Source organism: Terriglobia bacterium (assembly GCA_020073085.1).
Lineage (GTDB): Bacteria > Acidobacteriota > Terriglobia > JAIQFV01 > JAIQFV01 > JAIQFV01.
Genome location: JAIQFV010000012.1, coordinates 98,313 through 122,221, shown reverse-complemented (window position 1 = coordinate 122,221; position 23,909 = coordinate 98,313). Strand labels below are relative to the sequence as shown.

Sequence of the window (23,909 nt, the reverse complement as noted above, 5' to 3'; positions counted from 1 at the left end):
GCGGACAGAAGCCGGAAGTCGGAAATCAGATGTCAGAAGTCAGAAGGAAGAAGCCAGAAAACCTTTAATCCGTTTCCTCACGGCAACCATGCGTCTCTGCAAGAGATCATCCGTTCCCTCTTTCTGATCTCGTATGCCTAACCTCAATTCAGCCCAAGGACCATCTCCGACAACCGCTTCAAGCCTTCCTTCAGATGTCCAGGATGTCCACCGAATCCGATTCGAACATGGTGGTCCAACAGGAAATGGTCCCCCGGGACAATCAGGACGCTTTTCTTTTTTCGGAGCCGGTTGGCAAGCTCGGTGGAATTTATCTTCATTCTGTATTGGAGCAATGCGATGGCCCCTGCCTGCGGGGGAGCAGCTACAAATTGAGGGTCGTGCGCGGCGATCCATTTTTCCAGAATCGGCCACTGCGCCCGAAGGATTGTTCGCGTGCGCTCGAGGATGGCCCGGCGTGTGGCGGTGGAAAGGGCCACGGTGGCCAGCGCGTCGTTCAAGGTGCCCGGACCGATGGTCGTGTAGTCGTGTGCGGCCTAGGACTGGTCGATGGCCTCCCGCCGACCCGCCATCCAGCCAAGGCGCAGGCCGGGCAATCCGTACGCCTTGGAGAGGCTGTTGGCGACGATGAGCTTCCTATACGGGGCATTTGAGCCGGCGGCTATAGTCCAAAACGAGGGTGTAACGGGTCCCCCCAGTTCGGCACCCTGGTACACCTCATCGGCGAGAAGCCACGCTCCCGCCCACCGCGCCCGGTCAACAATCGATTGCATGGCGTCGCGAGTTAACACGGCCCCAGTGGGATTGTTGGGATTACAGATGGCGATCAATTTGGTCCTCTTCGTGACCAGCGATTTGAGCTGCTCGAGGTCCGGCGCCCACTGAATCGGTCCGCGTTGTGAGGGGGAGGTCGCCACCGGCCGCAGCCACCAGGCCTTCACCTTCGCGCGAAGCGCCCGGGCGACGCCCCACACCTGCATGTAATTGGGCAACATGACCACGACTTCATCGCGCGGCTCAACAACCCGCCACATCGTGATGAAGTTCGCCTCGGAGCCGCCATTGGTGATTTCGATGTTGTCTTCGGTGGCGCCGGGGTAAAGCGCCGCCACGCTTCGGCGCAGAGGGACCGTCCCGTTCGTCTGGCTGTAGCCCAGTGATTTCTGGAGTAACCGAGCGATCGAAGGGTCGGAAGACTTCTCGCGTCGCGCCGTCCCCGAAGCAAGCTGTGTCAGTTCCCGCACCGACATCGGCAGGATACCGCTCTCCGAGAGGTTGTAATCCACCTGGTTTTCCCATGTGGATTGAAATCGCTCCAGTTCGAAGGTCTCAAAATTCATGGGGGTGCTCCATTCGGAGGTGTATGATCGCGTCTCGATTCCTTACTTAGATTCAATCCGGCCAGACCAAAATGCCCGATGAATCCTCATCGGGCATTTGTTATTGCTTTCGCTTTATGCTTCCACTTCGTGTTGCGTCTGGTTTTCAAGACCGCTGCTTCGTGGGCCCGGAGCGCCTTTACATTCTACTTTCGCCCACAGAATGGAATTTCAAGTCCGCTTAACAAACTGCCCACCGCCCACCGCCCACTGCTTCTCAAAAGATTTCAAACTGGTCCTGAAACGTTTGGGGATCGGCTTTGATGATCACGTCTTTCCGGGTATGGCTTTCGATTTCTGAGACGACGGTCTGCTCGGACGTTTTCAAGGCCCGGGCCACTTCCGGATGAACGCGGATCCGTATCTCCCGGCCATCGAGCAGAGGGGCCATCTTCTTGGCCTCGGCCTGGATTTCGTAGCACACGGTCTGCACGCTCTTGACCAGTCCATGACCCTGACAAAAGACGCACGGCTGCATGAGAATCTTCTCGAGCGACTGTTTGACCCGCTTTCGAGTCAGGGCCACGAGCCCGAAATCATTGAAGGAAAGAATCTTTGAGGGAGCCCGATCTTGCCGCATGGCCTCTTCCAGCGCCTGAATCACCTTCTGCCGGTTCTTGCGCTCCTCCATGTCGATGAAGTCGATGACGATGATCCCCCCCATGTCGCGGAGACGGATCTGCCGCGCCACTTCCTTGGCCGCGTCGATATTGGTCTTCACGATGGTATCTTCGAGCCGCGTGGTCTTGCCCACGAACTTGCCGGTATTGACGTCAATGGCCACCATCGCCTCGGTCTGGTTGATGACGATATATCCGCCCGACTTGAGCCACACCTTGGGCTTCAAGGCCTTCTCGATCTCATGGTCGACGCCGTATTCCTCAAAAATGGGAGTGTCCTTGAAATGCAGCTTGACGCGTCCGACCAGGGCTGGCTGGAACTGGTTGACGAATTCGAGAACCTTGGCGTACTCGGTTTCTGTGTCGAGACGGATGGCGGAGAATTCCGATGAAAGTTGATCGCGCAGAATTCGTTCCAGCACGCCGAGATCGCGATGAAGCAGCGCCGGGGCAGCCCGCTTCTCCGCGCGGGAACGGATATCGGCCCACGTGTTGGCAAGAAAACGAATGTCCTGCTTCAATTCTTCTTCGGTCCGGCCCTCGCCCGCCGTGCGGACGATAAAGCCTCCCGGAAGGCCTTCCCCGAATTCATTAATGATGCGTTTCAGCCGGCGGCGTTCTTCGTCACTACCGATCTTTCGTGAAACACCGATGTGATCCACCGTAGGCATGTACACCAGATAGCGACCCGGCAGCGCAATATGTGAAGTAATGCGCGCCCCTTTCTTTCCGAGCGGCTCCTTGGCGATCTGGACCAGAATTTCCTGGCCTTCTCTCAACAACTCGGCAATGAGCAGGCGGGACGCCGGCCGCTTCTCCTCCCGGGGTGCAGGTTGTTCGGACGGAGTCTCATGATCGGCAAACCGTTTGTTGCGGCCTCGCCGCCCACGCCGACCCCGCTGGAAGGCGTAATCCCGGGGCTGAGGCGCCGCTAACTTGCGCGAGGAATCGAGGATTTTGGCCGAGGTCTTTTCTTGGGCGCGACGGGCGTTGTACTCGGCTTTTTCTCCATCCGTCATGTATTCGTAAGGCGTCGGTGGCCCATAGACCTCGGGCTGGAGAGCCAGTTGAGCAGCGGCCTTCTCCGCTTTCGCTTCGAATCGCCGGGCGGCGGGAGAGAATTTCGAAGCTGAGGATTTTTCAAAGCGCGGCCCAGTTCTTTCCCTCTTGGACTCTTCTTTGAACTTCGGCTTGAAGGTTTCGGGGGTCGATGAGGCCGGTCCCTCTGCGATTACAGGGACAGCGGCGGGAGGCACTTCCGGCAGTGGTGTCACCGGACCGGCCATCTGGAGAGTCAATCCGGCCGCCGGAGGGATTTCGGAGATCGGCACCGCAGGCACCGGTTCCCGATCAGCCGTTTCCACAGTCCTGGCTTCCTTGACGATGGATTGTTCAGACACCGGCCAACGCGGTTCGTCGGATTGTTCCGTGGATTCGCGGTGGAGCATTGTCGCGGCGAGGCTTTCGCCCGGTTCTGACTCAGGCCTTGGAAGGGGGTATTCTTCTGAGATCGTCGTCCCACGCGTGACCGCGGCTTGCTCGTCAGCCCCCGCAGGCACGGGTGGTTCGGAAGCGGGCGGAATACTCGGCGGCGTCTCCTGCTCCCTGGACACTCCTTGAACTGGGGTTGCCTGTTCTTCCGCGGGAATCGAACCTTCGTGTGCTTCGGAAGCCGGAATCTCTAATGCGGTCTCGGTCCCTTTCGATTCTGTTATGGGCTCCGCCTTTTCCTCCGGGGTTCTTTCTGAAACCCTCGAGTCCGCTGATTCAAGAGAAACAGGTTCAACGGTATCTTGCCATGCGTTGATCGCTTCTGGCGGTTCCGATCTGGCGACCTGGGCTCCTGATTCCATTGCGGCGGAGTCCGTGCTGGAGAATCTTGCGACCAGGGGAACATCGGCCGAGGCCCCTGATTCATCCAGCTGCAACGAAATTGGCTCCTCAGTTATTTCAACGGTTTCACTGGCCGGGGTGGCTGCTTCGGCAACCGCAGGGCTCACGGGCGAAGGGATTTCCGGGACAATGACATCGAGAGGGATGACGGAATCCTTTTCCAACGGGGTGGCCCGTGGCGCGGCTGGTTCCAATCGTGTCGGGGATTGACCCGGTTCGACCGGGACATCCAGGATGGACAAGATCTTCTCCACCTGTTCGAACGTCTCGGGTTGATTGGGGATCAGGGGCGCTTCTTGAACCCACGACATCCCTCCGGCCTGACTCGATGGAGCAGGTGTCACCTCTCCTTGAGTTTCCGCAGGGGCGGTTTCAACCGGGGGCAATGGGGGAGTTTCCGCCATGCCGGGCGGCGAGGATGCCGCTGTCTCGGGAAGATCAGCCTCGGGAAGATAAACAGCGTCGGGGGAAAGGAATTCGTGAGCTGGTGGCTGTTCTTCACCGGACACTGTCGCGGATTGCTGGAATTTTGACAGGGATTCTCCGGGAAGAGGGGTCAAGGTACTCACCAGCGCGGGGGCGGGCGGAGGGACCATCGCGGTCGGGATCGGGGCCTGTGGTTGGGCCGGGGACTGCGGAACACTCCGGGGTGGTTCTTCCTTTCGCCGTTCCCATGGGCGGCGGCGGCCGCGGCGGCGGCCGTACCGGCCCCGCGACTGACGGTCAAATTCACCTTGGGATTTTTGGGCGGATTCGGCAGATCCCTGCCCGGACGCCGCGGGAACACCCTTCTCCAGATCCTGTCTCGCCTCCGCCTCGGCCGCCTTCTCAGAGACCGGCGTCGGTTGCGCCATTACGGCCGCTTGAGCAATAGGAGGAACCTTCTCGGGGACCGCCTTTCCAGCTGTGGTAACGGCCGCGGCGGGGCCTTGGGTTTCAGAAGGGTCAAGCCGGGTGGGGATTTCGATAACCATCGGGGAGGGGGCATGGAGGGCCGCCTCACCCGGAGTGGATTCAAGCTTTTCAATCTTGTCTTCCACCGTGGCGACGATGGAATCGTATTCCTCAGCATCTTCAAAGAAATCGGAGACGTAAAGAAAGGCGTCGCGATCCAGGCCCACATTCACGAACGCGGATTGCATGCCGGGGAGGACTTTAGTGACACGGCCTTTATAGATGGACCCAACCAGGCCTTGTTCGAGGCTCCGTTCGATGTGAACTTCGACCAATTGGTCTTCTTCGAGTATCGCGACCTTCGTCTCTTGGGGAGACGTGTTGATAATCATTTCCTTTGACATTGCCGAATTCCTTCCCGAGACACTTCCGCGGGAGGCCGCTAAGGCTTCTCCCCAGGGTGTCCTCGAGACAGGAACTTTCGCGACCATCCGGGCACAGAGCACGCCACGATCCGAGATCCACCGCAACACGACCCCTGCCGGGTCCTGGCCTTCCGGTGCAACCGGACAATGCGGGAACGGTGGTGAAATGAAAGTTATTTTCCAGGAGACTCTGAACGCCCCGGGCAAGCCTTGCAAGGGGGCACTCCGATACAGCGTGCCAGCGGCCCTCCCCGGCATCGCGGCCCCGTGCAGTCCACCCCGTCCACGCGGAGCGATGGCGGTGCATGCAGGTCGCTGCATTCAAAATCGCTTCCAGAAAAGTGATGAGCCTTATCCAGAGATCAGCTGGAAAAAGCTGGAGAGTAAGTTCCATTTCGCTCGGCGAAAAGCGCGTCGCGCTTGATTGCGTGAAAGTTCTCGTCTGAAATGTTCAAAATGGATTTTAGAACTTCTTGAGGCCTGACCGAACCGCGCTCGCCCATCTCGATTTCGAGCTCGAGCAGCAGGCGACCGGAGGATTCCTTGACCTCGATTTTCCTTACGAACGACCGGAGATCCGTCGGGACGATCCGGTCCTTCTTTTTTCGCTGGATCACGAAAGACTTGGCGGCAAGAAACGCATCCAACTGCCGCGTCACCCCATCGTAACTCAGATCTCCCTGGGACCCGTCCTGTGACCTGTCCGACGTCAGGATCCTGTCCGTGGCCAGTTCCACTTGATATCGTGCTACCTTGACGATGGCTGATGGCGCAGGAGCGTGCAGGTCAACTGGTTTTAAGCGGGTGAATCGGACTCCGTCAGGGAGCACGGAGTTGATGACCGAAAGAAACGATTTTTCCTCCAACCCGACCATGGCTTCGAAATCCACCAGCTCGGCTGTGCCCTCGATCCCGACAGACAGGGCGGGGCCAAACGAAACGACCGGCTGCGGATGGAAGCCTTGAGAGTACTTCAATGGAATCCCCGCACGACGAAAGGCGCGCTGGACCAGCCGCATCAGATCGAGGTGCGAGAGAAACTTGGATCGACCCACTTTCGTAAATGAGGCACGGTAACGCCCGGCTCCCGGACCCTGAACCGGCGCGGCGGGGATTTCACGCTCCATTTCCAAATCCCGATCGTGATTCTGGCCGTGACCGTTCCCCTGAATTCCGGGCTTCTTCAGCTCCACGGATTGAATGACTCCAGGGCCCGTCCCATCAAATTCGCACTCCAACCCGCAATTATAGCACAAGTCCGGGCCGCAGGTGGGCGAGACCCGGGCCTGGAGACTGCGTTTCAAGTCCCAGACGATGAACTTCTTGTCCACTCGGTCGTCGAGGTGATCCCAGGGCAGCGGCGTCCAGTCGACGGGGGCGTCCAGCGGTTTCACGCGGATCGTCGAGAGCGACTTGATATAGGCGGTACAGTCGTTCCGTTCCGGCTCCGTAGATCCCCGCCACTCGGCGCAATCGAAGACCGGGAGCGCCCTCAGGTATTGTCGAAAATCCACACCCTCCTGTTCAAACGCCTGGACCCATAAATCATATCGGAACTGGTCGTCCCAGCCGTCAAAGCGACATCCGCTTCGATACGCCCGCTCGATGACGCGTCCCAGGCGACGATCCCCGCGCGACAGGACGCACTCCATTTGCGAAGTCTCGGGATGGTGGTGCTTGAAGTTGATCCGGGCCGACTTGCACCACGAGCGCAACAGGCGCTGCTTCTCTTTGATCTCCTCCAAATCACAAAAGGCGAACCATTGAAAGGGGGTGTGCGGTTTCGGAATGAAGGACGAAGCGGAAAGATTGATGTTGACCGACCGCCTCGACCGCGTGCTGAGATCCCTGACTTTTTTCCCCAGTTCGAAAATTCCCCGGACATCGTCTCCGGTTTCCATGGGAAGGCCAATCATGAAATAAAGCTTGATGAGGTCCCATCCCGCGTCAAAGGCGGCCGTGGCGCTCTTGAGCACCGACTCCTCAGTGATGTTCTTGTTGATAATATCGCGCATGCGCTGGGTGCCTGCCTCGGGAGCCAGAGTGAGGCCCGTCTTACGCACGCGCTTCATCTGCGAGGTGAGTTCGGGAGTGATCGAATCGGCCCGCATGGAGGTGAGCGACAATGCAATCTTGCGGTGCTCCAGCTCATCCATCAATTTTTCCATCAACGGATTCAAGCAGGAGTAGTCGGCCGTGGAGAGAGAAGCAATGGTCGCTTCGTCGAATCCCGTTTGTTCGCTGGCCTTGACAATGGTTCGGACAATGTCATCGATCGAGCGCTCCCGCAAAGGCCGGTACGTGTAACCGGCCTGGCAGAAACGACAGCCATCGAGACACCCGCGGGCGATTTCCATGGAGATACGGTCATGCACAATCTCACCGAACGGCACGATGAGATCGGTCGGAAAAGGATAAGCGGACAGGTCCTCAACGTATTGCCGGACGACCGGGAAGGGAGGTGCAAGCCCCCCGGCCGGCTGCGTTCGATTAAGGACCCCGTGAAAGAAGACGGGGTCATATCCGGTGGGCCGCTTGACGGTGGGCCCGGACTCGCGCGGCACCACGACCTGCAAGCCGTGCAGCGGATGAACCGCCGTGTCGTAAAGGGCAGGGACATAGATGCCCGGCCGCTTGGCAAGCTCGCGCAGCAGCTGGGATTTGTCCGCATGAGCATTCATCCCGTCCCCGGAGCGCTTCCAGTCTTTGACACAATCGATCAGGCCGCCGAGCGTTTCTTCACCGTCTCCAATAACGAAGGCGTCGATAAAGTCCGCGATCGGTTCCGGCGAGAGGGCAACCGGGCCTCCGGCAATCACTAACGGAAAACTCAGGTCGCGGTCGACACTCCGGAGCGGAATGCCGCCCAGTTCCAGCATCAGCAGGATATTCGTGAACGACATTTCATACTGGAGAGAAAAACCGACGATGTCGAAGCGATCGAGCGGCGTGCGGGTTTCCAGGGAAGTGAGCGGCAGGTGGTGCTGCTGCATCTTCTCGATCATGTCCACCCAGGGGGTAAAACATCGCTCGAAGGCCACGTCCGGTCGCCGGTTCAACAGGGAGTAGAGGATGCGAACTCCCATATGCGACATGGCGATTTCGTAAATATCGGGAAAACAGAGGGCCATGGCCACGTCAACGGCGGCATGGTCCTTGACCACCTGGTTCCACTCGCCCCCCAGGTAGCGGACGGGTTTTTCCACCTGCTGAATAAGTCGGTCGAGATCAAGCGAGATTTCCATACAAAGACCTTCTGCCCTCCAGGTCAACTCATCCGGGAACGCACGTGGTCCCGGGGGCCAGTGTCAGAGGGATATGCTTATGGCCAGCGATTATATAATCAAATGCCCTCGAATGGACACGGCATAATTTATCGTTTCCGGGATGGCTGAGGGTTCACCTCTTGCCGGGGTCCGGGTGAATCGCTCTTGATGACGGTGGAGCGGAGGGACTTTTCGTGGGGCCGGACAAGAGCAGGATCGAACTCTGGCCCATGATCCTTTCTTCAACTTAAAACGCGGCTAATTGACGTATCGGCGCATGCGGACATTCAGCACCAGGCCCAGGGCGAGGAATGTCGTCAGGATGGCGGAGCCCCCGGAACTGACCAGGGGCAACGGGATTCCCGTCACTGGCATGAACCCGATGATCACGCCCACATTGACGATGACATGGAACGCAAACAGGGCGACGACCCCCATGACGATGAAGACTCCGTACCGGTCCCGCGCGGTTCGCGCATGCCGGATCGACCTGAAAATGACGAAGGAAAACAGCGAAAGCACGACGGCCACTCCCAGGAAGCCCTGCTCTTCTGCCACCACCGAAAAAATGAAATCGGTGTGGCGATGCGGGACGTACCCGAGACGGTTCTGACTGCCGTTTAAGAATCCCTTGCCGAACAGTCCCCCCGAACCCACGGCAATTTTAGATTGGGCAATCTGGTACCCGCGACCCAACGGATCGGCATCCGAATGGATAAACGTCATGAGACGGTCCCGCTGGTAGGGCTTGAGCACAAACCATCCCATGGGCAGCACCAGCGCGACGGCGAGGCCCAGTGTGGCCACCATTTTCCAGCGGACGCCGGCAAGCCACATTCCCACCGCCAGAATCGGAAAGAAAGTCAGCGCGGTTCCCAGGTCGGGCTGAGCCAGAATCAGAGCAAAGGGAATGATCACCAGGATTCCCACCTGAAACAAATCGATCCAGTTGAGTTCCCGGTTGCGGCGCTCGCTGAAATAGCGTGCCAAAGTCAAAACAAGAATGAGTTTGAACACCTCGGACGGCTGGATCGAAAAGGCCCCATATCCCAGCCACCGCTTGGATCCGAGGTTGGTTTGCCCCATGACCATCACCAGAATCAGGAGCAGCACACCAAACAAATACAGCAGGGGCACATGCTCGATGATGAAGTGATAATCGACGAGCACGGCGATCCACATCAACCCCAGTCCCAACAGCACCCAGTAGAGCTGACGGATATGGAGTCCGGCGTACTTGGTGTGGATGGTAGAGCTGTAAATCTCAATCAGGCCGATTCCGGCCAGTGCCAGCACGGCCAGCAGCAGCCACCAATCGAAATCAGCAATGGAACCCCTTTTTGCCATGTTGCCTTTCGGTCTTTCCCGGTCAAGCGCCGTTCTGAAAACCCGGCGGCGCTCAGTTCTCGATCTTTCTTGTCCCCTGCCGGTGCGATGCCATGTCGTTCGGCAGTGCGGTCAATTGCACGGGCACCTTGGGCGAGGGTTTCACGTGCTTCTTGTCGAAATAGGTCTTGAGAATGTCGTGCACGATGGGGGCGGAAATGTCACCGCCATAGCCGCCGTGCTCGACGATGACCGCCACGGCTATTTCGGGGCGCTCGCGAGGGGCAAAAGCCACGAACCAGCCGTGATTTCCAAACTCGCTTCCCGCCGTTTGCTTGACCTTGGCTCCACTGCCAACGACCTGGACGGTCCCGGTCTTGCCACAGACCTCGACATCGGGCAGCCTCGCCCGTGTGCCGGTGCCCCCTTCATTCACCACGCCCCACATGCCTCGCGAGATCTCATCCACGGTGGTCGGTCTCAAATCAAATTTTTCATCGACGGGGTTGGTGTTCGGTGTCGCGAACCCCTCGTTTTGCTGCCAGTCCACCAGGTGCGGCTGGCGGAAGATCCCTCCAAGGGCAATGCCACCCAGCGAACGGACGATCTGCAAGGGTGTCACCCCCACGGCTCCCTGGCCGATGGAGACGGAGATGGTTTCACCGAGGTACCATGGCTGGTAGCGGACTTTCCTCTTCCATTCCGGAGAAGGGATGAGACCGGGATCCTCGTTGGGCAGATCGATGCCGGTCTTGTCCCCGAGCCCGAGCTTGTGGGCGTAATAGCTGATCCGGTCGATCCCGAGGGTCTTGCCGACATTGTAGAAGAAAATGTTACAGGAATTGACGATGGCCTGATGAAGTCCGACGGTTCCATGGCCGTGCCCGCCATGGCAATGAAACAGATTTCCGTAAAGCACAATGGACCCCGCGCAGTGGTACGAGGTCGCCGGGGTCACGGTGCCGGCCTCCATGCCTGCCGTGGCCATGATGATCTTGAAGACAGAACCCGGGGAGAAGCGGGCCTGGATGGCGCGATTGAGCAGGGGCCGGTTGGGATCGTTCTGGATGGCCTGCCACTGCGCCGCTCCCATACGTCCCGCAAACTCATTGGGGTCGAAAGCGGGATGAGAAACCATCGCCAGCACTTCGCCCGTCTGCGGATTCAGGACCACCACTGCACCGGAGCGGTCTCCCATCGATTCCTCGGCGACACGCTGCAAATCCAGGTCCACGGTCAATTTCAACTGCCTTCCGGGGATGGGGTCCAGCTGTTCGAGTTTTCCCATCTCGCGTCCGCGGCTATTGACGATGACCCGCTTATACCCGTCTTTGCCCGTCAGGAAGTCATTGTACGTAAACTCGACGCCTGACTTTCCCACGACATCGCCCGCCTGAAGATTGGCGTACTCCTTGCTGCCCAACATCTCCGGCGTCACGTCGCCGACATAGCCGAGCAGATGTGCGGCCATTCCATTCGGGGGATAGTTGCGCCGCGGGAGCAATATGATCTCCAACTCCGGGTACTCGAGGCGGTGTGCCTCAACGAACGCCACATCGGCACTCCCGGCGTCTTCCTTGATGATGATCGGCTGAAAGGAGGGGGTATGTTTGAATTTCGTGATGCGGTCGAGCACAACGGCCCGGTCCAACCCCAGGCCCTCGGCTATCGCATCGACGGAGAGATTGAGATTCTTGACGTTCTCGCGCATGAGGGCCACGGAGTACGCGGAACGGTTGTCCACGATCACGCGGCCGTCGCGATCCAGAATACGTCCCCGCGGCGCGACCAGGGGGATCAGGCGGACGCGGTTGCGTTCGGCCAGGTCCAGGTATCGCGGGGATTCAACGAGCTGCAGATAGGCGAAACCGGCCAGCAACACGACGAACACTCCGGCCAGTCCGCGTTCAATCAGAGGGATCCGCCGGATCTGAGACTTGGTGTTATCTGAAAAAAGATCGCGATAATCCATGCTCGACTGCCTAAACCAGGGTTTTCAATCTTTCTTGCGGAGTCGGTCGCCGAGGTAGAAGAGAGGGAGGCCAATGACCGCATTCAGGATCGGGGAGAACACAAAGTGATAGTGGGCCCAAGAAAAACGCGAAGAAAAAAAGATCTTCTCCAGCACCGCAAATACCCCCAGATCGACGACGCTGAATAGCCATAACGCGGTCATGCGAATCGCTGTATGCTCCACTTCAATCCGTCCGCTGACCGAAGAGGTGAAGAATCCCACCACGGTTTTTGTCAGGCCATTAATTCCAACGGGGCCATGGGACAGCGCATCCTGAAGCAGCCCGGCCACCACCCCGATGGACATCCCGCGGATCGAATCCCGGTAGGACAGTCCAAAATAGATGGTCACAATCAGGGGGAGATCCAGCCACGAGGTCCGGGGCAGCCAGAGGGGCAGCTTCGACTGCACCAGCACCGAGATGACCACAAACAGGGCGATGACCCAAATCGAATAACGGAGACGCTCCATTCAGTCAACCCGTCCGCCGGGACCCCGCTCGCGAAGCCGTCGCTGCCTCGCGGGAGTGTTATTCGCGCTTTGATGTTTTTTTCATGACCAACACCTCTTCCAGTCGCGACAGTTGCGCCGCGGGAAGGGCGGTGATTTTCTTAAAGATTCCGCTACCCGATTGCACCGAGACCACCGTCCCCACCAGGAAATCCTTGGGATAAATCTGGTCTTCCCCCGAGGTCCGGATGGCATCTCCGACCGAAATGTTCTCTTCATTCACCACATACTCAACGTCCAAAAGGCTGCCGCCCGAACCCTTCGCGACTCCGTGAACGCGCGACTTCTCAAACACCACGCCCACCCCGCTCTCGCTGTCGGTGATCAGTTGCACCCAGGAAGAGTGAGCCGACACACGGACGATCCGGCCGACCACGCCGTCTGGGGTCAGAACGGGCAGGTTGTTGCTCAGGCCGGCATTGACTCCGGTGTTGATGATGATGGACTTGAAGGCTTCACTGGGAGAACTCCCAATGACTTCACCGGCCACGCTGGCCCAGGGGGCGGCTTCCTTCAAATTGAGGAGCGCCTGCAGCCGCCGGCTTGCCTGGACTTCCGCATCCAACCGGTTCTTCTCAAGGGACAGGGCCTGAATCTGTTCCTTCAACTGGTGGTTTTCTTCCGAGGCATGTCGAAGGGCAATATAGCGGTGCCACACGTTGCTCGTGATATCGACCGTGGCTGAGGTGAATTGTTCCGCCGGGATGATGAGGAAGTTGGCCCAGATCCGAACAAACCTGACGTTGTTACGGTCGGTGACTTGAGCCCCTAAAAGGATCAACTGTGTGAGCAGCGTCAGGCTGAGCGTCACCCAGTTTTTTCTTCGAGTCAGAAATGCGTTCATGGTCGTACCCTTCAACCGCCGGACGAGGCCCTGGCGGCTTGAAGTTTTCCCATCACTGGTAGTCCACTGAAATTTTGCGCAACAGCCGGAAGTCGTCGAGCATACGGCCGGTTCCCAGGACCACCGAACACAGCGGGTCATCCGCCACAAATACGGGCAGGCCGGTCTCTTCACTGATGCGGCGGTCCAGGTTCTTGAGCAGGGCGCCGCCACCCGTCAACATGATGCCGCGATCGCTGATGTCGGCGGAAAGTTCGGGAGGGGTGCGTTCCAGCGCCACGCGAATCGCGTTGACAATAATTCCCACCGATTCCGAAAGCGAGTCCCGGATTTCCGCATCCGTCACGGTCACCGTCTTGGGGATGCCCTCGATCAGATTTCGGCCCTTGATCTCCATGGTCAGCGGCGTATCGAGCGGGTAGGCGGAGCCCACTTCAATCTTGATTTGCTCGGCCGTGCGCTCCCCGATCAGCAGGTTGAACTTCCGCTTCATGTACTGGGTAATGGCCTCATCCATGGCGTTGCCGGCGACCCGCACCGAGCGGCTGTACACGATGCCCGAAAGCGAAATCACGGCGATGTCCGTGGTCCCGCCCCCGATATCCACGATCATGTTGCCGGAGGGCTCCGAAATCGGCAGGCCGGCCCCAATGGCGGCCACCACCGCTTGTTCGACCAGATGCACTTCACTCGCTTTGGCGCGAAAAGCGGAATCCATCACCGCACGTTTTTCGACCTGGGTAATCTCGCTGGGGACCCCGATGACAATCCGGGGATGCACCAGCATCTTCCGATTGTGGGCGCGCTGGATGAAGTAGTTCAGCATGCGCTCGGTGACCTTGAAATCAGCAATGACCCCGTCTTTCAAGGGCCGTATGGCGACAATGTTGCCGGGGGTGCGTCCCAGCATTTCCTTGGCTTCCCGACCCACCGCTTCGACTTCGTTGGTAACCCGGTTGACCGCAACGATCGAGGGTTCATTGACCAGGATTCCCTTGCCTTTTGCGAAGACCAGCGTGTTCGCCGTGCCAAGATCAATCGCCAGGTCGCTGGAGAAAAAACTGAAAATCGATCGAAAGTTCATTACGGACTGAACTCCTTCTGCTACCACGGAATCACAAGAGTAACCTGTCAACGACTTCAATCCCTGTCGACTTGCGCCGCCCGGGACCGGAGGGCGTAACCTCCCCCGAGAGTTGACAGGTTATCTCCCTCCTTTTATCTTAACGGCTTAAATCGGATAAACTTTAGATATTTGGGAACGGACAAACGGACCGGCTTGGGATTGACTTCAATTGAAGAAAGTACGTCGATAGACGTGAATGCTGACCCGTCTCCTGTCAAATGAAAAGGGCATTTTGATTATCACGAGATGAGATCAACACGAAACTCAAAAACCCCGAATTCGAATCCTCCGACGCTCGAGCACAATTTTTTTCTCGGACCAAAAGTCCAGCGCCAGAAAACTCATCTTTCGGAAGAGTGCGATTGTCATTCCCAAAACCCGGGTGCCTCGAACCCCCTGAAAAAACATAAATTAGCATAGACACGGCACAAGTTCAACTCTTTTGAGGGGTACCTCCAGGGGGCGCGCTTCCATTTTCTGAAGGGGAAACCGGGACAAAAAGTCATGTTTCAAAACGGAACCCGGATTTAATTTTACTCCGTCGACCCCATTGCCGCTCCAAATCCTGCTCGCACCAACCGGATGAAAAGGGTCGATGGATCGGGGAGTGGAGGAACCGGCAAAAATCACATTGAGGATTCAGAGGTTGTCGAATATAATTCCCCGTTTGGGAAGGAGTAATCATTCATGCTTGATCTGTTCCGTAAGCAAAAAGCCGCGATGAAGTGGATTCTGGGATTCATCACGGGCATCATGGCGCTGGGCATGGTGGTCTTTTTTATTCCGACATCCGGCACGATCAGTGATGCCGGTTCCAGTGCGGCAGTGGCCGAGGTAGGGAAAACGGAAGTCACCTCGCGCGACTTTGAAACCGCCTTCAAACGCTTTCTGAAAGGGTCCAACTACCCCAAAGACATCGAGTTCCTGAAGAAGGTGGGGGTGCCCCGGCAGTTGCTCGACGAGATGATTACGCAGAAGCTGCTGATTCAAGAGGCGAAGACCTTCGGGCTGGACGCCAGCGACCGCGAGTTAAAAGAAAGAATTCTCTCCATTCCCCTGTTCCAGCAAATGGGGGGTGGGGTGAACATGCAGGCGTATAGCCGCGTCATTCAGCAGACCGGGATGTCGGTGGAGGAATTCGAGGCCAGTGAACGCGACCAGATTCTGATCGAAAAACTCCGCCACCTGATAACGGATTCCATCATTGTGACGCCGGAGGAGGTGGCGCAGTCCTACCGTAACAACAATGAAAAAGTCACGCTCGATTACGTGTTGTTCGACCCCGTGGAGATCGAGAAATCGGCCCCGGTGGACGAGGCGGGACTGAAAAAATATTACGAAACCAACAAGCAGAAATTCATGACGTCGGAACAACGCCGGGCAAAATATCTCCTCGTCAGCATGACCAAGATCCGTGCCAATCTGAAGATTACCGATGAGGATCTGCGGCAGTATTACGATCAAAACCGTATCCGGTATTTCGTCAACGACCGCACCCGGGTCAACCACATACTATTCAGTACGACCGGTAAGTCGCCTGATGAGGTTGAGAAGGTCAGGCAGAAAGCACTTGAAGTTCTGGCAAAGGCCCGGGCGGGAGCCGATTTCGTTCAATTGGCGAAAGAATACTCCGAGGATCCCGGCACGAAAGCATCCGGCGGAGCGTTGGGCTGGGTGGATGAGAGCACCCCCTTTGTTCCCGAGTTCAAACAAGTGGCGCTTTCCTTGGGCGTGGGCGCCGTCAGTGATCTGGTCACCACCCGGTTTGGTTTTCATATCATCAAGGCGATGGAACATCAGGGGGCCCACACGATGAGTTTCGAGGAAGCCAAGGAGCAGATCCGGCCGACCCTCATGGCACAAAAGGCGGATCGTGAGGGCAGCGCCCTCGCCGACCAGATTTATGCGTCTGCCTCGGCCAAGCCGGCGGATCTCGAGGCCATCGCCAAGCAGTTTGGCGCGGAGGTCCGCGAGACGCCCCTGTTCGCGGTCGGTGACACGGTGCCGGAGGTCGGCAGCAATCCCGACTTTGAGAAAAGAATCTTCGGGACCCCGCTGAACAGGTGCGGACAGCCCGTCCGAATCAGCACAGGTTTCGCGGTTCCCGAGGTGGTGGCGATTGAATCGCCGCACGTTCCCGAGCTCTCGGAAGTGCGCGCCCGGGTTGAGAAGGCGTTTAAGGACGAGCAGGCATCGACGTTGGCGAAGAAGAAAGCCGAGGCCTTTGCAAAGGCGGCCGCTTCGGCCAGGGATCTTTCGGCTTCAGCCAGATCGGCGGGATTCAAGGCCGAGACCACGGAACCCTTCAAGCGGAACGCTCCTGATAAAAAGCTGGGCGACACGCGAGATATCAGCAATGTGGCATTTGGGATGAAGGTGGGCGAAACCTCGAGCGCCCTCAAGCTCGGGAACAAATTCGTGGTCTTCCGAATCAAGGCGAAGGAAGAAGTAAAGCCGGAGGATTTTGAGAAGGCCAGGGCGGCCACCACCGCATCCCTGCAGGAACAGAAGCGCGGCAACGCCTTTCAGTCCTTCCAGGAGGAGTTGCTCGCCCGCGCATTGCGCGAGGGCAAGGTGAAGATCAATGAGAAGGCGCTGAATGCGGCCTTGAATCGCCGGGTGGTCTGATGATCCATGGGTGAGCCATCCCGGCGCCCCGGGGAGCGAGGATCCTGGGTTCCGTTTCTTGGGGCGGGAACGGTTTGTTTGAACCAACTGGAACGTCGCACGGGGAGCTGATTCTGCCTCAGCGCCACGCTGTGCGTCGATTCGAACCGGTGCGGATTCCCATATCCCGCATCGGTTTTTTTGTTTCTTCCGGGTTCGCATCTCCATAATCGCTTTCTCCTGAACCCCGGGGTTGATACAATCAAACCGGATTTCGATTGCAAGCCTCCGGTCATCAAGATCTCAACTTCACATGACTAATGAGAACGCCTCATCTTTGCCCCCGGCCGCGCAGGGATCCTCACACGCGCCGCGCCCTGCACTTTCAAGAAGGCTTTCCTTTTTTGATTTATGGTCGATTGGCGTGGCCTCCCTGATCGGTGCAGGAATCTTTGTCCTCACCGGCATCGCGGCGGGCCCGGCGGGCCCGGCGCTCTTCCTGAGTTTCCTGATTGCGGGCAGCGTCGCCACCTTGACGGCCCTGGGTTTTTCAGAGCTGGCAGCGATGTATCCGAATGCCGGAGCCTCTTACGTTTATTGCCGGGAGGCATTTACAACCCTGTCTCCGCGAATGGGAGAATTCGTCTCCGTGGTGGTGGGATGGACCCTGATGACTCAGTACGTGATCATTGGCGCCGCGGTGTGGCTCGGCTTCGGGCTGTACGCACGCTTTGTGTTTCCCGGATTATCATTGCAGGCCTGGGCCGCCTTGCTGGGCGTTTTGACGACCCTCCTGCTTTACCTGGGGTTGACCCTATCCAAGCACGTGATTAACGTGCTGGTCTTCGTCAAAATACTGGCCCTTGCCGTTTTTATTGTCCTTGGTCTTAAGACGGCTCGCCTCGCTGCACCGATATTCCAAACCCCTTTCATGCCGCTGGGAATGGCCGGAGTCATCGCGGCGGCTGCCATTGTGGCGTTCGGGCAAACGCACATCGATGCCATTTGTACCCTCGCCGAAGAAGCAAAGAACCCGCGACGGGACGTCCCTCTCGCGACGGTCACGTCGATCCTTACGGTGGTGGTCCTTTATACCCTGGTGGGCTGGACCTGTGTTCGTGTGGTGGATTGGAACCTCCTGCCGAAACTGGACGCCCCGCTGGCCACGGCGATGCGGGCTGCCCTCTCGACGAAGTCGTTCTTCGCGTGGATGGCACCCGCCTTCATCGCGCTCGCGGGAATGGCCGCCACGGCCACTTCGGGAATGGGCTGCCTGATCGGGGCGCCCCGCGTGGGCCTCGCCATGGCAAGGGATGGCCGCCTCCCCGGATTCCTCGCCTCGATTCATCCCCGCTTTCATTCCCCCTCGGTGGCGACTCTCGTCCTGGGCGCGCTCGGGGTCGGCTTGACCGCAATCGGCAACATCGCCGTCGTCGCTTCCGCAGGCGTGTTCGCGGCCTTGATTGTATTCGTGTTCGTCAATCTCTCGGTCTTGATTCTGCGGCACCAGAGACCCGATCAGGAACGGCCATTCCGGATACCGTTTTCAGTGGCGGGACAGCCCGTGCTGACCTGTCTGGCCCTGGCCGGGGTGGTCGGAGAACTGTTCTATCTGACCCGCCGCGCGATCCTGATCGGTCTGCTCTGGCTGCTGACGGGCGTCTTGGTTTATTTCATTCATCGAAGAGAGAAGCGGTCAGAGACGGGCAGAGAGCAATGAGGGGAAAATCCATGAGTGCGGGGCTTCCTCATGGCGCACTGGGCAGGGCCGAGCAGCCTCGCCTGCAATCCTCAGGTCTCGATGATTAACAATCCCTGCTTGATCTCCACGTGTTTGATGGAAGTGGAAAGCGGGATGGGCTTGGTCACATCAATCTTCTGTGACTGCCTGCGGGCTAACACCTCGATGAGTTTTTCCACGAGGGCATTGGGCAAGGTCACTCCATTCAATTGCGCGCGTTCCAGTTCGTAGGTGACCGTATTGCCCTTGAATATCAACTTGGCTTCCGCGTGGAGCAATTGATTGCCGCTCATCAGCCAGGTGAGCAGCTTCAACCCCATGGAATTGTCGCTTTTGACCTCGTCCACATCGATCATCGAATCCGCCGCTACCCGGTTCCCGTCGAACAATTTCACGGTGGCGGATTTCATCCCGCTGTTTGGTTTCTTCCGGTATTCCTGCTCGAGGTAAGCATTTAACTCCTCTTCAGTGATTCGGATCGTCGAGCTGGGAGGCGGACTCTGGTCCCCGGGAGGTCTCTCCTTCAGCGATTGGAAGATGGAGGCCACCCGGGCCGCCTTTTCCTCGGAACCCGGAGAGGGCCCGGCTTGGCCGCCGGACACCCAAGCGCTCCAAGCCAATACCCCCGCCAGGATCCACACGCCGATCCGTCGGGAGTCAAATTCTCGGGCTGGGCCATTACGATGCGTTTCCATTGCGATCGATTTAATCACACCCTGCGCTCATTCATCAAATGTGAATGAGACCGGTTCCTGCGTCGCGTGGGCGGAGAATTCAGAAAGGGCGAACTGCTGCTCACCCCTCGAATTGCCCCCCTGCTCCTCCTCTGGTAGAATCCAACGGTTTTACAATATTCTCAAATCGACCGCATTCGCCGCAAGCCCATGGAACCCCGATGAGCGACACGATCGTCCACGTGAACGGGCTGTGCAAGTACTTTCGAACCTTCAAACGCCGCGAGGGTGTCGCGGGAGCGCTCAAGGATCTGTTCGCGCGGACGTACCATCAGGTCAAAGCCGTCGACCACATCTCATTCGACATCTCGACCGGAGAAATGGTTGGTTACATCGGTCCCAACGGGGCTGGAAAATCGACGACCATCAAAATGCTGACCGGCATCCTGGTGCCTTCAACGGGAAAGATCGAGGTGAACGGTTTTGTCCCGCACCGGGACCGCAAGCATTACACCAAGACCATTGGAGTGGTGTTCGGCCAGCGGACGCAACTGTGGTGGGACATCGCCGTCATCGAATCGTTCAAGCTGTTGCGGCGCATCTACGACGTCTCGAAAAGGGATTTTGATGCCCGCATGGCGTTGTTCAATGAGATCCTCCGCCTCGGAGATTTCCTGCACACCCCCGTTCGGAAGCTCTCGCTTGGCGAGCGGATGCGCTGCGATCTGGCTGCTTCCTTGTTGCACAATCCGCCGCTGCTGTTTCTCGACGAACCGACCATTGGCCTCGACGTGGTGGCCAAGGAAAGCATCCGGGAGTTTCTGAAGACGATCAATCCACAATTTCAAACGACGGTCCTGCTGACGACCCACGACCTGGCGGACATCGAGGAACTCTGCAGGCGAATTATGATCATCGATCACGGGAAAATCCTGTTTGATGGTTCTCTGGAGGAAATCAAACGCCGCCTCGGAAAGATCAACCAGATAACCCTTTATCTCAAGGATAAGACCGAAATTCCCAAGATCGACCAGCTGAATGCTGCCCTGGCCCGGATGGCACAGAACCTGACGGCGCCCCCGGGCGCGACTTCCAACGGGCTGAAACTTGAACCCATGGACGAGTTGAAGTGCCGGATCGTTTATGACCGCAATAGCATCCCCTCCGAAGAGATCCTCCGCCAAATTGTCAACACCCTCGAGGTGCGAGACATCCTGATTGAAGAAGAATCCATCGAAGAAATAGTCAAGAAGATTTACACGCAGGGCAGTGAAGCGCTGGTTGCTCCGAGTTGAGTGTTTGGAGGAGGGAGAAGAACGCCTCTTCGCTCGCGATACCCTCTTGAGTTTCTCCCAAGCCGCGCCTGCGGGATCCTTGCCTGTGGTTGCGCCCTTTCACACGTCTCGGATTCTCGTGGATGGCAGAGACCTTGAAAAGCGCTATAATGATCTAGCTTAAATTCCAAATTGAAACCATGCGGGTAGCCTTGGTGGATGACAAGGCGTGAGATGGAACGCCCGGAGACAGAGGGACGCGGGAGGTGTTTTCTCTCCCAGTCCAGAGACGCCTTGGTGACAAAATCTATGGCCGGAGGCAGGTCCATGAACAAGCCACTATTCGGATTATTCCTTTTTATGACATTGATGGGAGTTCTTTGCAAGAACGATCAGACATACGGGGTGACCTCGGGCGCAGGGCCCGTTCAGGCTTCTATCCAGCTGGTGCCGGTTTTGACCGGGCTCTCCAACCCGCTCTTTGTAACCAGTGCCCAGGATGGGAGCAATCGGCTCTTTGTCGTGGAGCAGGGAGGACTCATCAAAGTTCTGCAGCCCGGAGCCTCCAGTCCCACTGTTTTTCTGGACATTTCCTCCAAGGTGATCTTTGGCGGAGAGCAAGGCTTGCTGGGTCTGGCGTTCCATCCGCAATTCCCCGCGAACCGGCGCTTCTTCGTGGATTACACACGGGCGGGCGACGGGGCGACGGTCATCGCGGAGTATCATGCCTCGGCTTCAAACGCGAATGTGGCGGATCCCACAGAGCAGATCCTGCTCGTCATTGCCCAGCCGTTCGTCAACCATAACGGTGGGATGGTCGTGTTTGGGCCGGATGGATTTCTTTATATCGGGATGGGGGACGGGGGTTCGGCCAACGACCCCGGCAACCGGGCCCAGAACACCAACGAACTTCTCGGCAAAATTCTTCGCATTGATGTGGATCATCCCAACGGATCCGTCCCGTATTCTTCGCCGCCCAGCAATCCCTTTTTCTCGGGCGGGGGGAGGCCCGAGATTTTTTCACTGGGCATGCGCAATCCGTTTCGATTCTCATTTGACCGGGGCACGGGGCAACTCTACGTGGGGGATGTCGGTCAGGACCACTGGGAAGAGGTCGACATCGTGACGGTGGGAGGCAACTATGGCTGGCGCATCTTTGAGGGAAATCATTGCACGAACAATGATCCCGCCTTGTGCGCCAACACGAGTGGTTTCACGTTTCCAATCGCTGAATATCCCCATGCCCAGACGTCTCCCGCCGTCCCCGCGCGATGTTCGATCACCGGCGGGTATGTTTATCGAGGGACTCGGGGGAGCCTTCCGGCGGGGGCTTACGTTTTTGGTGATTTTTGCTCCGGCGAGATCGTGATGTTGAACAATGGGACGCAAAGCGTTCTTCTCAACAGCGGATTGAACATCTCGTCTTTTGGGGAAGACGAGGCGGGAGAAATTTATGTGGTTGGGCTCGGAGGCGTCGTGAACCGGCTCACCTCCGGCACCTCGGCCTGCTCGTTCTCGAGATCCCCGGTGAGTCAATCTTTTACGGCGAACGGCGGGACGGGCAGTATTGCGGTGACCACGACCTCCGGCTGCGCCTGGACCGCCCTAAGTAACGACCCGTGGATCTCCCTCAATTCAGGGAGCAGCGGCTCAGGAAACGGAACAGTGAGCTACACGGTGGCTGCCAACCCGCCGGGACCTTCGCGCGTGGGGACCATTTCTGTCGCCGGTCTCAGCTTTACTGTCACAGAGGACGCCGCCGGGGTCGGAACGTCCGAGGTGACCCTGGCCGTCCCCGGAGACGGCGCTGCTTCAAGCACGACCCCGGGGCAGGGGGGCTCAGTGCGTGCCGGTTATGCGACGGTGACCCTGGGCGTTCCGAATTCATTGGTGGGGACCGCCGTCTTCAGCCTGAGGCAAAACAACGTCATCGTGAGCGAGGTCGGGGTGCCTGCGTCACCGCCCACGGCGATCGCGCGAACGTTTATTGATTTTCGAACCGGCGTGGCCGCAAAGGACGACCGGAATGAGCTCGGGACCCTCAGCGTGAACACGGGCATCGCGTTGGCCAATCCGGGTGGGACGACGGCAAGCGTGCAATTCCTGCTGCGCGACGCCAATGGAAATCAGATCGCTCTGGGCAATGGAGCGATTCCGCCGGCGGCCCATCGCGCGCTGTTCATCACCGAGTTGAATCAGCTGGCGCCGGATTTTGTTCTTCCTCCAAACTTCGCCTCGGCCATCCAATTCGGTTCGCTGGAGATTTCCAGCTCTGTGCCGTTGTCCGCCGTAGCCCTGCGCCTGACGACCAATCAGCGCGGTGACACGCTGCTCACCACGACCCCGGTCGCGGATGTGAGCCAACCGGCCTCCCCGGGACAACTGTTCTTTCCACACTTTGCAGATGGGAATGGTAACCAGACCGCGCTGGTTCTCTTGAATACTTCGCAAGCCATCGAGACCGGGACACTGCGGTTCTTCAGCAGCGCAGGCGGCTCCCAGGCCATTCATCGAGTGGGAGACTTCTCGCCCAACGATAGCTTCCAGTACAGTATTCCTCCCGGCGGGCTCTTCCGTCTGGTGAGCGACGGCTCTCCGGCGGCGACGGTCACCGGGTCTGTTCAGTTAACTCCCGACAACGGAACCTCGACTCCCAAGGGCGCGGGCATTCTCGGCTTTTCCCAGGGCGGGGTACTGGTGAGCGAGACGGGCGTTCCCGCGGCGACTCCCACCACTCATGCACTGATTTACCTTGATAAATCAGGAGGCCACGATACCGGCATGGCAATCGCGGCGACCGGCAGCTCCCCCATCACGGTGGCGCTCAATGCCTTCCAACCCGATGGCAGCACGCCCGCCGGAAGCGGGGCCATAAACCTCACCGGCAACGGACACGACGCCAGGTTCGCCGGCCAGTTCATCCCCGGACTGCCTGCAGGGTTTACGGGAGTGCTGGATTTGAGTTCGACCAATCCTTTTGCGGCCTTGACCCTCCGCTCCCTGACGAATTCAAGGAATGAATTTTTGATGTCGACCTTCCCGGTGGCCGATTTTCTTCAGGCCTCGCCCATACCAATCATTTTTCCCCAGGTGGCCGATGGAGGCGGATATCAAACGCAGTTCATCCTCCTGGCGATTGATGCGCCGACCCAAGCGACACTGAATTTTTTTGCCGATAACGGGACGGCACTCGCCATCGGGAAATCGGCCCCTCCGCGATGAGGCTTGAATTCCGCTGGAGAGGCACCCCCCGTGGACCCCTGCGGCCGAGCGGCGGCGAGAGCACCTCGCCGCCGTTTCGGGAGAGGCCGGCTTG

At 58.3% G+C, this 23,909-nt stretch carries 14 protein-coding genes; 4 read left to right on the top strand and 10 right to left on the bottom strand.

Annotated features, from left to right (window positions below):
* Nucleotides 1–143: 143 nt before the first annotated feature.
* The 9 genes from LAO21_13970 to LAO21_13930 all read right to left on the bottom strand — a co-directional run bounded on the left by LAO21_13970 (nucleotide 144) and on the right by LAO21_13930 (nucleotide 14,255).
* On the bottom strand, nucleotides 144–500 hold the full coding sequence (locus LAO21_13970) for an aminotransferase class I/II-fold pyridoxal phosphate-dependent enzyme (protein ID MBZ5553826.1): 357 nt from the start codon (nucleotides 498–500) through the stop codon (nucleotides 144–146).
* Nucleotides 501–536: 36 nt separating this feature from the next.
* Nucleotides 537–1,340: an aminotransferase class I/II-fold pyridoxal phosphate-dependent enzyme gene (locus tag LAO21_13965; GenBank protein MBZ5553825.1), complete on the bottom strand. Its 804-nt coding sequence runs from the start codon at nucleotides 1,338–1,340 to the stop codon at nucleotides 537–539.
* Nucleotides 1,341–1,596: 256 nt separating this feature from the next.
* Nucleotides 1,597–3,852, bottom strand: a complete 2,256-nt coding sequence (locus tag LAO21_13960) for an Rne/Rng family ribonuclease (GenBank protein ID MBZ5553824.1) — start codon at nucleotides 3,850–3,852, stop codon at nucleotides 1,597–1,599.
* Nucleotides 3,853–5,573: 1,721 nt separating this feature from the next.
* Complete coding sequence (locus LAO21_13955) at nucleotides 5,574–8,456, bottom strand: TIGR03960 family B12-binding radical SAM protein (GenBank protein MBZ5553823.1); 2,883 nt, start codon at nucleotides 8,454–8,456, stop codon at nucleotides 5,574–5,576.
* 279 nt (nucleotides 8,457–8,735) lie between these two features.
* Nucleotides 8,736–9,824: a rod shape-determining protein RodA gene (gene rodA, locus LAO21_13950; protein ID MBZ5553822.1), complete on the bottom strand. Its 1,089-nt coding sequence runs from the start codon at nucleotides 9,822–9,824 to the stop codon at nucleotides 8,736–8,738.
* Between the two features lie 52 nt (nucleotides 9,825–9,876).
* Nucleotides 9,877–11,775 (bottom strand): penicillin-binding protein 2, encoded by a 1,899-nt coding sequence (gene mrdA / locus LAO21_13945; GenBank protein ID MBZ5553821.1) that lies wholly within the window; start codon nucleotides 11,773–11,775, stop codon nucleotides 9,877–9,879.
* 24 nt (nucleotides 11,776–11,799) lie between these two features.
* The gene (gene mreD, locus LAO21_13940) at nucleotides 11,800–12,288 is read right to left on the bottom strand and encodes a rod shape-determining protein MreD (GenBank protein MBZ5553820.1); all 489 of its coding nucleotides are present in this window, start codon (nucleotides 12,286–12,288) and stop codon (nucleotides 11,800–11,802) included.
* Nucleotides 12,289–12,346: 58 nt separating this feature from the next.
* Nucleotides 12,347–13,171: a rod shape-determining protein MreC gene (mreC, locus tag LAO21_13935; protein ID MBZ5553819.1), complete on the bottom strand. Its 825-nt coding sequence runs from the start codon at nucleotides 13,169–13,171 to the stop codon at nucleotides 12,347–12,349.
* Nucleotides 13,172–13,223: 52 nt separating this feature from the next.
* Entirely contained in the window at nucleotides 13,224–14,255 is a 1,032-nt protein-coding gene (locus LAO21_13930) for a rod shape-determining protein (protein MBZ5553818.1), read from the bottom strand.
* Between the two features lie 729 nt (nucleotides 14,256–14,984).
* On the opposite strand from LAO21_13930, the gene LAO21_13925 reads away from it, so the two are divergent.
* Nucleotides 14,985–16,925: a peptidyl-prolyl cis-trans isomerase gene (locus LAO21_13925; protein ID MBZ5553817.1), complete on the top strand. Its 1,941-nt coding sequence runs from the start codon at nucleotides 14,985–14,987 to the stop codon at nucleotides 16,923–16,925.
* A 292-nt stretch (nucleotides 16,926–17,217) separates the two neighbouring features.
* Nucleotides 17,218–18,624 (top strand): amino acid permease, encoded by a 1,407-nt coding sequence (locus tag LAO21_13920; GenBank protein ID MBZ5553816.1) that lies wholly within the window; start codon nucleotides 17,218–17,220, stop codon nucleotides 18,622–18,624.
* A 71-nt stretch (nucleotides 18,625–18,695) separates the two neighbouring features.
* Here LAO21_13920 and LAO21_13915 read toward each other — a convergent pair whose 3' ends face one another.
* Complete coding sequence (locus tag LAO21_13915) at nucleotides 18,696–19,340, bottom strand: hypothetical protein (protein ID MBZ5553815.1); 645 nt, start codon at nucleotides 19,338–19,340, stop codon at nucleotides 18,696–18,698.
* Between the two features lie 200 nt (nucleotides 19,341–19,540).
* Between LAO21_13915 and LAO21_13910 the strand changes: the two genes are divergently transcribed.
* Nucleotides 19,541–20,614 (top strand): ATP-binding cassette domain-containing protein, encoded by a 1,074-nt coding sequence (locus LAO21_13910; protein ID MBZ5553814.1) that lies wholly within the window; start codon nucleotides 19,541–19,543, stop codon nucleotides 20,612–20,614.
* Between the two features lie 306 nt (nucleotides 20,615–20,920).
* The gene (locus tag LAO21_13905; GenBank protein MBZ5553813.1) at nucleotides 20,921–23,815 is read left to right on the top strand and encodes a PQQ-dependent sugar dehydrogenase; all 2,895 of its coding nucleotides are present in this window, start codon (nucleotides 20,921–20,923) and stop codon (nucleotides 23,813–23,815) included.
* Nucleotides 23,816–23,909 lie beyond the last annotated feature (94 nt).